Source organism: Streptomyces sp. NPDC001889 (genome assembly GCF_053594535.1).
Map to the genome: position 1 here is coordinate 17,569 of NZ_JBSFER010000046.1, position 11,061 is coordinate 28,629.

Annotated in this window: 6 protein-coding genes and 1 pseudogene; all 7 read left to right on the plus strand. The window is 73.0% G+C overall.

Translation table 11 applies throughout. The features are described 5' to 3' along the window. Positions 1-148: 148 nt before the first annotated feature. A complete protein-coding gene (locus tag ACWCRA_RS34295) occupies positions 149-2,257 on the plus strand; it encodes an ATP-binding protein (protein ID WP_451069383.1) in 2,109 nt (702 codons plus the stop codon). Between the two features lie 181 nt (positions 2,258-2,438). Continuing rightward, positions 2,439-4,010, plus strand: a complete 1,572-nt coding sequence (locus ACWCRA_RS34300; RefSeq protein WP_351546304.1) for a PucR family transcriptional regulator — start codon at positions 2,439-2,441, stop codon at positions 4,008-4,010. A 192-nt stretch (positions 4,011-4,202) separates the two neighbouring features. Beyond that, complete coding sequence (locus ACWCRA_RS34305) at positions 4,203-5,648, plus strand: aldehyde dehydrogenase family protein (protein WP_451069384.1); 1,446 nt, start codon at positions 4,203-4,205, stop codon at positions 5,646-5,648. A gap of 345 nt (positions 5,649-5,993) precedes the next feature. Next, on the plus strand, positions 5,994-7,940 hold the full coding sequence (locus ACWCRA_RS34310) for an acyl-CoA dehydrogenase family protein (protein WP_351546299.1): 1,947 nt from the start codon (positions 5,994-5,996) through the stop codon (positions 7,938-7,940). 240 nt (positions 7,941-8,180) lie between these two features. Then, positions 8,181-9,431: a 1-deoxy-D-xylulose-5-phosphate reductoisomerase gene (dxr, locus tag ACWCRA_RS34315; protein WP_351546296.1), complete on the plus strand. Its 1,251-nt coding sequence runs from the start codon at positions 8,181-8,183 to the stop codon at positions 9,429-9,431. After that, positions 9,428-10,729: a M50 family metallopeptidase gene (locus ACWCRA_RS34320; RefSeq protein WP_351546295.1), complete on the plus strand. Its 1,302-nt coding sequence runs from the start codon at positions 9,428-9,430 to the stop codon at positions 10,727-10,729. The genes dxr and ACWCRA_RS34320 overlap by 4 nt, the downstream gene beginning before the upstream one ends. A 178-nt stretch (positions 10,730-10,907) precedes the next feature. Continuing rightward, positions 10,908-11,061: pseudogene (locus ACWCRA_RS34325) on the plus strand (flavodoxin-dependent (E)-4-hydroxy-3-methylbut-2-enyl-diphosphate synthase); the annotation flags it as partial.

The window sequence follows — 11,061 nt, forward strand, 5'->3', positions numbered from 1 at the left end:
GCGGTGGGCAAGCGGACCGGCATCGCGCCCCGCTTCCCGTGAACCGCTGCTCCGGGAGCCGACGGTCGATGAACTCCCCATGCCCGGGCATTAGATTGATGGCCTGCGCAGCGCGACGACTTGAGCCGGTCAGGGGACGAGGGGCGAGATGGACACTGAGGGCACCCACGACGCACGGGGCACCCGGGCCGGCGGCGTACCGCGCCCGGCGGGACCGCCACCTCAGCCGCTCCTGCCCCCCATGCCGACGGCAGCGCCCACGATGGGGCCCTCCCTGGGGGAGTGGCTGCGCATCCGCAGGCCGGAGGCGCCGCTGGGAACCTGGCGATACGGCCATGTGCCGCGTCCGGAGAAGGAACCCGACCGGGTCCCCGGAGTGAGCCTGCTCAGCGGGGCACTGATCTCCTTCCTCGCCATGGTGCTGCTCTGGTCGCTGTACGACAACTACTACATCCCCTACTGGCTGGACCCGCTCTACTGGACCAGCGCCCTGGTCAAGCTGACCGACGACGCCGTGATCAAGGGGATCATCAGCCGCACCATAGAGCTGGCGCTGGCCGTGGCCGTCCTGGTCTTCTTCGCCCGGCTCGGCCGATGGGCCGAGGTCGCCAGACGCTATCTGCTGCCCCTCCTCGGAGCCTTCCGGCCCAAGGCACGCCCGGCGCCCGCCATCGAGGCCGGAGCGGCGGCGGACCCGGCCGAGTGGCCCGACCTCCGGGGCGCGGGGCAGACCGCGGCCGCCGACCGGCTGGCGGACGAGGCCAGATCCGGGCGGATGAACGATGTCGACTACGCGCGGCTCCGCCGTGCCTGGCAGAGCGTCCAGGCCGATCCGTCCCGTCTGAACGCGTTCACGGAGAGCGTGCTCAGCCGTGGAGCCACCGCGTTCACCCACCCGTCGGGCGCCCGCGACCTGCCGTCGCGCGGCGCGCAGCACGACCTCTTCGTGCCCCAGGTGAAGATCGGGACGGTCGCGGAGGGCGAGCGCAACCCCTACGCCCGCCGCACCACCGGCGTCGCCCTCGACCCCTCCCTGCTCGGGACCTCGCTGCTCGCCGTCGGGCCGTCCGGGTCGGGGAAGAGTGTGCGGCTCGTGCGGCCGGTGGTCGAGTCGTTGTGCCTGCTGGCGCTGGCCAACCGGGCCGCCGTGGTCGCGGTGGGGGCGCAGGGGGCCGGGATCGCGCCGGATGAGGCGTTCGACCTGGTGATTTCCGTCGGGCGGGCCGACTCCACCCACGACCTGGACCTGTACGGCGGCGCCGACGACCCCGACGAGGCGGCCCGGATCGTCGCCGAGGCACTCGTCGGCGATCTCGCCGACAGCCGGCGCGCCGCCACCGCGCTGGCCCAGCTGATCGGGCCGTACCGCGGTGTGCACGGCCACTTCCCCGGCGTACCGGAGCTGCGTGAACTCCTCGGCGGCGCGCCCGCCGCCCTCGCCGCGCTGCGGGCCGCGCTCCTGGCCCGGGGCGCCCCCGAGGACGCCGCGCAACTGCGCGAGCTGGACGCCAGGGAGCGCCAGTCCGCCCGCTCCGACGACATCGGCGTCCTCCTCGCCGAGCGGATCGCCTTCCTCGACCGGCCCGCCTTTGCCCGCTTCTTCCGCGCCGACGGCGCCGGCCGCCCCTTCTCCCTGCGCGCCATCGAGCACCCGCTCAGGGTCCGGATCGACCTGCCCGAGCGCGGCCACGCCGAGGCGTCCCGGATTCTCGCCCGGCTGATCCTCGCCCAGTTCACCGAGGCCGCCCTCGGCCGCCGCGACCGCTCCCTGTTCGCCGCGCTCGTCCTGGACGACGCCACCTCCACCGTCACCGCCGACGCCGTGCGCGCCGTGCAGCGGCTGCGCTCCGTCAACGCGGGAGTCCTTCTCGCTCTGCGCACCCTGGAGGACGTGCCCGAGCCGCTGCGCGGGCCGCTGCTCGGCGCCGTCGGGTGCCGGATGGCCTTCGCCGGGCTCGCGCCCTGGGACGGCAACCGGTTCGCCGAGACCTGGGGCACCGAGTGGGTGCAGACCCGCGATGTCACCAACCGGCAGATCATCTCCGACGAGCCGCTCACCAAGGCCATGCACCTGATGCGCCGCCTGGCCACCGGGAAGGCCGTCACCGCCGAGGCGGTCACCGTCCGGGACGTCGAGCGTGCCCGCTGGTCCGCCTCCGACCTCGCCCACCTGGTGCCCGCCGGGCACGCGGTGCTCTCGCTGACCTCCGTACGGGGCGAGCACGCGCCGCCCCTGCTCGTGGACCTGAGGACCTGAGGTCCCGGGGCCCGGGGGCTGGGACCCGGGGGCCCGGCATCAGGGCCCGCCGACGGGATTGCGCCGGGTATGCCCCGGACTGCCTGCTACGAGCTGGCAGAATCGGGGCACGCCGTTCATACGGGACGGCGCGGTCCCGGATCTCGCCCGCGCGCGGTCCCGACGCTCTCTGAAGGGTCCCATGCCGCTCACGCTCGCCTCCCTCGTCCAGCACTCGGCGCTCAAGCTCACCGTGCGCGCCGGGGAAGGGCGGCTGGAGACCCCTGTGCGCTGGGCGCACGTCAGCGAGCTGGCCGACCCGGTCCCGTACATGGAGGGCGGCGAACTCCTCCTCGTCACCGCGTCGACGCTGGACGCCGAGGACCCCGAGGCCATGCGCCGCTATGTGCGCAGACTGGCCGGCGCGGGTGTCGTCGGGCTCGGCTTCGGGATCGGTGTGTACTACGAGGACATTCCGCCGGCTCTTCTCGACGCCGCCCGCGAGGCGGACTTCCCCCTGCTCGCCGTGCCGCGCCGGACCCCTTTCCTCGCCATCAGCAAAGCCGTGTCGGCGGCGCTCGCCGCGGAGACCTACCGGTCGGTGACGGCCGGATTCGAGGCACAGCGCGAGCTGACCCGGGCGGCGCTCGCCGACGGCCCGGCCGGGGTCGTCGGCCGGCTGGCCGCCACCGTCGACGGCTGGGCGGCGCTGTACGACGCCTCGGGCGCGGTCGTCGCCGCGTCCCCGGAGTGGGCCGGGCGCCGGGCCGCCCGGCTCACCGCCGACGTGGAGCGGCTGCGGGAGCGCCCGGCCCCCGCGAGCGCCGTGGTCGCCGGCACCGGGGAGGACCGGGTGGAGCTCCAGTCCCTGGGCAGCGGACGCCGGGTGCGCGGCGCGCTCGCCGTGGGCACGGGCGCGGCCCTGGGCACCGCCGAGCGGTACGCGGTGCACTCCGCCGTCGCCCTGCTCACCCTCTCCACCGCCCGCTCGCGCTCCCTCCAGGAGGCGGAGGCGCGGCTCGGCGCCGCGGTGCTGCGGATGCTGCTCTCGGGCCGCCCGGACCACGCCCGCGCCGCCGCCGGGGACCTCTACGGCACCCTGCTGGACAACCCCTTCCGGCTGCTGATCGCGGAACCGGCGGGCGAGGCGGCCGCACAGCAGGCCGGGTCCTCCGTCGCGGCTCTCGCGGAGCTGCTGGAGTCGGCCGCCGCCCGTGCCGGGGAGGCCGTGCTCCTCGTCCCGGACAACGGGGAGCGCCTGGTGGTGCTCGCCGCCGACGCGGGCGCCGTGCTGGCCGCCTGCACCGCCGCGTACGGGGCGGGGGAGGCCGAGGAGGCCGGACTCGTCATCGGGCTCTCCGCACCCGCCGGACCGGTCGCGGTGGCCGCCGCGTACAAACAGTCCGAGCAGGCCCTCTCGGTCGCCCGCCGGCGCGGCCGTGCCCTGGTCGAGCAGGAGGAGCTGGCCGCGGGCTCCCTCCTTCCCCTTCTCGCCGACGACGCCGTCCGGGCCTTCGCGGACGGCATGCTGCGCGCGCTCCACGAGCACGACGCGAAGGGCCGCGGCGATCTGGTGGCCTCGCTGCGGGCCTGGCTCTCCCGGCACGGGCAGTGGGACGCCGCCGCCGCGGACCTCGGGGTCCACCGCCACACCCTGCGCTACCGCATGCGGCGGGTCGAGGAGATCCTCGGCCGGTCGCTGGACGATCCGGATGTCCGGATGGAGCTGTGGCTCGCCCTGAAGTCGACCACGGAGGCCGACCCGTCCCTCTGAACGGTTCGGTCGGGGGTGGCCGGGGTGGCCCGCCCCGGACCGCCCCGCGCCCCGACCGCCCCCGCCGTCCCCCGACGGACGCGCCAATGCGTCGGAGAAGCGACCCCCACCACTCCACCCCGGACAAGCCTCGAAGTGCCCCGGCGGTCCTACCGTGGTCGGACGCACCCCCTATCTCGGAAGGGCCGGGACATGACCTCCACCCACGCCTTCTGGCTCGCCGGCCGCCAGGCCACCGGCGAGACCTCCTTCGATGTCACCAACTCGTGGGACGGACGTCTCGTCGGCACGGTCTCCGTCCCGACCGAGGACCAGGTCGAGGAGGCCGTCGCCGCCGCGCACGCCGTGCGCGAGGAGTTCGCCGCCACCCCGGCCCATGTCCGCGCCGCGGCCCTCGACCATGTCTCCCGGCGCCTCCTGGAGCGCACCGAGGAGATCGCCCGGCTGATCTCCGCCGAGAACGGCAAGCCCGTCAAGTGGGCGCGCGGCGAGGTCGGCCGCGCCGTCTCGGTCTTCCGCTTCGCCGCCGAGGAGGCCCGCCGCTTCAACGGGGGCGAGGCCCAGCGCCTGGACACCGACGCCGGCGGCACCGGGCGGCTCGCCCTGACCCGGCGCATCCCCAAGGGCGTGGTCCTCGGCATCGCGCCGTTCAACTTCCCGCTCAACCTCAGCGCCCACAAGGTGGCCCCGGCCATCGCCGTCGGCGCGCCCATCATCCTCAAGCCCGCCCCGGCCACCCCGCTCTCCTCGCTGGTCCTGGGCGAGCTGCTCGCCGAGACCGATCTGCCGGCCGGCTCCTGGTCCGTGCTGACGGTCCCCAACGACCGGATGCCCGCCCTGGTCCAGGACGAGCGCCTCCCGGTGATCTCCTTCACCGGCTCCGGCCCGGTCGGTTACGCGATCATGGACTCGGTCCCCCGCAAGCACTGCACCCTGGAGCTGGGCGGCAACGGCGCCGCCGTCGTCCTGTCCGACTGGGCGTCCGAGCAGGACCTGGACTGGGCGGCGAGCCGGATCGCCACCTTCTCCAACTACCAGGGCGGCCAGTCCTGCATCTCCGTCCAGCGGGTGATCGCCGACACCTCCGTGTACGACCGGCTGCTGCCGAGGATCGTCGCCGCCGTGGAGGCCCAGGTCACCGGCGACCCCTCCGACGACGCCACCGATGTCGGCCCGCTGGTCAGCGAGGACGCGGCGCGGCGCGTCGAGTCCTGGGTGGACGAGGCGGTCACCGCCGGCGCGAAGCTGCTCACCGGAGGCGTCCGTACCGGCTCCAGCTACGCGCCCACCGTCCTCACCGAGGTCCCGGCCGGCACCGATGTCGCCTGCGAGGAGATCTTCGGCCCGGTCCTCACGGTCACCCGGGTGGACGGTGAGGCCGAGGCGTTCGCCGCCGTCAACGACTCCAAGTACGGCCTCCAGGCGGGTGTCTTCACCCACGACCTGCGGACCGCCTTCCGGGCCCACCGGGCGCTGGAGGTCGGCGGCGTGATCATCGGCGATGTGCCGTCCTACCGGGCCGACCAGATGCCGTACGGCGGGGCCAAGCAGTCCGGCGTCGGCCGGGAGGGCGTCGCCTACGCGATGGACGACTACACCTATGAGCGCGTGCTGGTCCTCACCGGACTCGCGCTGTAGGACGGCCGCGCGGCTGTCGGGCCGTACGGACGGGAACGGACGGGAACGGACGGGAACGAGCCGGGCCGGACCGAGCCGGGCCGGACCACACCGGACCGGACCGAGCCGGGCCGGACCACACCGGACCCGGAACGGCGTGCGGACCGCGGCCGGAGCCCACTGTGCGGGGGCTCCGGCCGCGGTCCGTTCCGGGCCCGGTCCGCTCCGGGTGCGGCGGGCGCTCGCCCGACTGCCCCCGGCAGACTGGTGGGAGCCCGCGGAATCGGGTACTACGGACGGGTAGCACCAGTCGGTAGGAGACCGGCTCCCCACTCCCGATTCCCGACTCGCGGCGAGGTGGACCTCATGACCGCACCACTGGAGAAGGACCGTCCCCCCAAGGTCACCGAGCAGGAGGCACGGCAGGTCGCCGAGGCCGCGCGCGAGCAGGACTGGCGCAGGCCCAGCTTCGCCAAGGAACTCTTCCTGGGCCGCTTCCGGCTCGATCTGATCCATCCGCACCCGCTGCCCGCGGCCGAGGACACCCAGCGCGGCGAGGAGTTCCTCGCCAGGCTCCGCGAATTCTGCGAGACCCGCGTCGACGGCGCCCGCATCGAGCGCGAGGACCGCATCCCCGACGAGGTGATCAACGGTCTCAGGGAGATCGGCGCGCTCGGGATGAAGATCGACATCAAGTACGGCGGCCTGGGCCTCACCCAGGTGTACTACAACAGGGCGCTCGCCCTGGCCGGCACCGCCAGCCCCGCGATCGGCGCCCTGCTCTCCGCCCACCAGTCCATCGGCGTACCGCAGCCGCTCAAGACCTTCGGCACCGAGGAGCAGAAGGACACCTTTCTGCCCCGGCTGGCCCGTACCGACATCTCGGCCTTCCTCCTCACCGAGCCCGATGTCGGCTCGGACCCCGCGCGCCTGGCCACCACGGCCGTGCCCGACGGCGACGACTACGTCCTGGACGGCGTCAAGCTGTGGACGACCAACGGTGTCGTCGCCGACCTCCTGGTGGTCATGGCCCGGGTCCCGGCGTCGGAGGGCCACCGGGGCGGCATCACCGCCTTCGTGGTCGAGGCCGGGAGCGAGGGCATCACCGTCGAGCACCGCAACACCTTCATGGGCCTGCGCGGACTGGAGAACGGCGTCACCCGCTTCCACGGGGTCCGGGTCCCGGCCGCCAACCGGATCGGAGCGGAGGGCGCGGGGCTCAAGATCGCCTTGACCACCCTCAACACCGGGCGGCTCTCCCTCCCCGCCATGTGTGTCGGCGCGGGCAAATGGTGTCTGAAGATCGCCCGTGAGTGGTCGGCGGAACGGGAGCAGTGGGGCAAACCGGTCGCCCGGCACGAGGCCGTCGGAGCGAAGATCTCCTTCATCGCGGCGACCACCTTCGCCCTGGAGGCCGTGCTCGACCTCTCCTCCCAGATGGCCGACGAGGACCGCAACGACATCCGGATCGAGGCGGCGCTCGCCAAGCTCTACGGCTCCGAGATGGCCTGGCTGATGGCGGACGAGCTGGTGCAGATCCGCGGCGGACGCGGCTTCGAGACCGCCGACTCGCTGGCCGCGCGCGGCGAGCGCGCCGTACCGGCCGAGCAGATGCTGCGCGATCTGCGCATCAACCGGATCTTCGAGGGCTCCACCGAGATCATGCATCTGCTGATCGCCCGCGAGGCCGTCGACGCCCACCTCAAGGTCGCCGGTGACCTCATCGACCCGGAGAAGTCCCTCGGCGACAAGGCGCGGGCGGGGGCGCAGGCCACCGCGTTCTACGCCCGCTGGCTCCCGAGGCTGGTCGCGGGCCCGGGCGGACTGCCGGGCTCGTACGGCGAGTTCCATCCGGCCGGCCACCCGGATCTCGCCGGGCATCTGCGCTATGTCGAGCGCTCGGCCCGCAAGCTCGCCCGGTCCACCTTCTACGCCATGTCCCGCTGGCAGGGGCGGATGGAGACCAAGCAGGGGTTCCTCGGGCGGATCGTGGACATCGGCGCGGAGCTGTTCGCGATGAGCGCCGCCTGTGTCCGCGCGGAGCTGCTGCGCACCGGCGAGGGGCACGGCCGTGAGGCCTATCAACTGGCGGACGTCTTCTGCCGGCAGGCCCGGATCAGGGTCGAGGAGCTGTTCGGCCGGCTGTGGAACAACACCGACGACATCGACGGCAGGGTGGTGGACGGGGTGCTCTCCGGGCGGTACGCCTGGCTGGAGGAGGGGATCGTCGACCCCAGCGGCGAGGGCCCCTGGATCGGGGACGCCACTCCCGGCCCCTCCGGCCGGGAGAACGTCCACCGCCCGATCCGCTGAGGCGGCGCGCCGTCCGTGAGCCGGACCCCGTGCGTGGGCGGGTCCCGCGCACGGGCGGGTCACGGGCGCGGGGCCCGGGTCACGGGCGCGCCCGGACCGCCCCGCCCGGACCGCCCCGCCCGGCCGGTACCGCGCCGGCCGAATCCGGAATCCCGGATACCGGCGGCGTCCGGTGTCCCGATGTCAGCCGACCCGGGCACCGCTGTCCTTCCGCGCCGGGTTTACGGCCACAATGGGGGGATGAGCGACAGCCCATCCCCCCTCGCCGACCCGCATATCGCCTTCGACCCGACCGAAGGGCGCCGGGACATCGTCGTCCTCGGCTCCACCGGGTCCATCGGAACCCAGGCGATCGACCTCGTTCTCCGCAACCCCGACCGGTTCCGCGTCACCGCCCTGTCGGCGGCCGGCGGCCGGGTGGGTCTCCTGGCCGAGCAGGCCAGGCGGCTGCGGGTCGCGACGGTCGCCGTGGCCCGCGAGGAGGCCGTGCCCGCGCTGCGCGAGGCGCTGGAGGCGAACTACGGCGGCGAGCCCCTGCCCGAGATCCTCGCCGGACCCGGAGCCGCCGCCGAGCTGGCCGCCTCCGCGTGCCACACCGTGCTCAACGGCATCACCGGCTCCATCGGACTCGCCCCGACCCTCGCCGCCCTCACGGCGGGCCGCACCCTGGCCCTCGCCAACAAGGAGTCGCTCATCGTCGGCGGGCCGCTGGTGAAGGCCATCGCCCGGCCCGGCCAGATCATCCCCGTGGACTCCGAGCACACCGCGATCTTCCAGTCGCTGGCCTCCGGCACCCGGGCCGATGTCCGCAAGCTCGTCGTCACCGCGTCCGGCGGGCCCTTCCGGGGCCGCACCCGGGCGCAGCTCGCGGACGTCACCCCCAAGGAGGCCCTCGACCACCCCACCTGGGCCATGGGCCCGGTGATCACGGTCAACAGCGCCACCCTGGTCAACAAGGGCCTGGAGGTCATCGAGGCGCATCTCCTCTACGACGTGCCCTTCGACCGGATCGAGGTCGTCGTCCACCCGCAGTCGTATGTTCACTCCATGGTGGAGTTCATCGACGGCTCGACCATCGCCCAGGCCACCCCGCCCGATATGACCGGTTCCATCGCCGTCGGCATCGGCTGGCCCGAACGGGTGCCCGACGCCGCGCCCGCCTTCGACTGGACCCGCGCCTCGTCCTGGGAGTTCTTCCCGCTGGACACCGAGGCGTTTCCGTCCGTGGGACTCGCCCGCCGTGTGGGGGAGCTGGGCGGGACGGCCCCGGCGGTGTTCAATGCCGCCAATGAGGAGTGCGTGGACGCGTTCCTCGCCGGACGGCTGCCGTTCAACGGAATCATGGATACGGTCACCGAAGTCGTCGCCGAACACGGAGCGCCGTCCGGGGGAACCACGCTGACGGTCGGCGACGTTCTGGAAGCGGAGAGCTGGGCCCGGACCAGGGCCCGGGAACTGGCAGGGAAAGCCACAGCGGAGGCTCGCGCATGACGTTGCTGTTGACGGTCCTCGGCATAGCGCTGTTCGCCGTGGGCCTGTTGTTCTCGATCGCCTTTCACGAACTCGGCCATCTCTCCACGGCCAAGCTCTTCGGTATCCGGGTCCCGCAGTACATGGTCGGCTTCGGCCCCACCCTCTGGTCCCGCCACCGCGGCGAGACGGAGTACGGGATCAAGGCCATCCCCATGGGCGGCTACATTCGCATGATCGGAATGTTCCCGCCCGGCGCGGACGGACGGCTGGAGGCCCGCTCCACCTCCCCCTGGCGCGGAATGATCGAGGACGCGCGCACCGCCGCGTACGAGGAACTCCAGCCGGGCGACGAGAAGCGGCTCTTCTACACGCGCAAGCCGTGGAAGCGCGTCATCGTGATGTTCGCCGGGCCTTTCATGAATCTGATCCTCGCCGTGGTGATCTTCATCGGTGTCGCGATGAGCTTCGGATTCGCCACCCAGACCACCGAGGTCGCCGGCGTCCCCAAATGCGTGATCGAGCAGAGCGAGAAGCGCGACAAGTGCGCCCCGGGCGACCCGGTCTCGCCCGCCCAGCTCGCCGGGCTGAAGGCCGGAGACGAGATCGTCGCCTTCAACGGCGAGAAGGTGACCGCCTGGCCCCAGCTCTCGGAGCGCATCCGCGACACCATCGGCCCCGCCACCATCACCGTCGAGCGGGACGGCGCGCAGCGGGTCCTGCACGCCGAGCTGATCGAGAACGAGGTGGTCAGGAAGGACGCCGACGGCGAGGTCGTCCCCGAGGACTATGTCGACGCCGGCTACCTCGGCTTCGTCGCCAAGACGGAGATCATCCCGCTCTCCTTCCCCGACTCGGTCGACCGCATGGGCGGCATGATCGAGAACGGTGTGGAGTCGATCATCGCCCTCCCCGCCAAGGTCCCCGACCTCTGGGACGCGGCCTTCGGCGACGGCGAGCGCAAGGACGACTCACCGGTCGGGGTCCTCGGCGCCGCCCGCATCAGCGGCGAGGTGATGAATCTCGATGTGCCCACCCAGAACATCGTCGCCACCTTCATGCTGCTGCTCGCCGGCTTCAATCTCTCCCTCTTCCTCTTCAATATGCTCCCGCTGCTCCCGCTGGACGGCGGGCATATCGCGGGAGCGCTCTGGGAGTCGCTCCGCCGCAAGGTCGCCCGGCTCTTCCGGCGGCCCGATCCCGGCCCCTTCGACGTGGCCAAGCTGATGCCGGTCGCCTATGTGGTCGCCGGGATCTTCATCTGCTTCACCCTGCTGGTGCTGGTCGCCGACATCGTCAACCCCGTCAAGATCAGCTGACCGGAACCGAACAGATGAGCGGCCGGGTGCACTCAGTGCCCGGCCGCTCACCATTCCGGCGGGTCCGTGCGCCTCTCCCCGCGCGCGATGTGCTCGGCGCGACCGAGGTGCCGTAATCTCGACTGCTGGAGCCCGCCGATTTCGGGACCTCGATCCACACCTTGGGGTTGCACAGCAGATGACCGCGATTTCTCTCGGTATGCCTTCCGTTCCGACCAAGCTCGCCGACCGGCGCGTCAGCCGGCAGATCCAGGTCGGCTCGGTCGCCGTCGGTGGCGACGCTCCCGTATCCGTGCAGTCGATGACGACGACGCGGACGTCGGACATCGGTG

What these genes read in the sequence shown, in the direction of transcription:
- ACWCRA_RS34310 (WP_351546299.1), top strand. Translation starts at nt 5,994, where the DNA reads ATGACCGCACCACTGGAGAAGGACCGTCCCCCCAAGGTCACCGAGCAG.
- ACWCRA_RS34295 (WP_451069383.1), top strand. Translation starts at nt 149, where the DNA reads ATGGACACTGAGGGCACCCACGACGCACGGGGCACCCGGGCCGGCGGC.
- ACWCRA_RS34305 (WP_451069384.1), top strand. Translation starts at nt 4,203, where the DNA reads ATGACCTCCACCCACGCCTTCTGGCTCGCCGGCCGCCAGGCCACCGGC.
- ACWCRA_RS34300 (WP_351546304.1), top strand. Translation starts at nt 2,439, where the DNA reads ATGCCGCTCACGCTCGCCTCCCTCGTCCAGCACTCGGCGCTCAAGCTC.
- ACWCRA_RS34320 (WP_351546295.1), top strand. Translation starts at nt 9,428, where the DNA reads ATGACGTTGCTGTTGACGGTCCTCGGCATAGCGCTGTTCGCCGTGGGC.
- dxr (WP_351546296.1), top strand. Translation starts at nt 8,181, where the DNA reads ATGAGCGACAGCCCATCCCCCCTCGCCGACCCGCATATCGCCTTCGAC.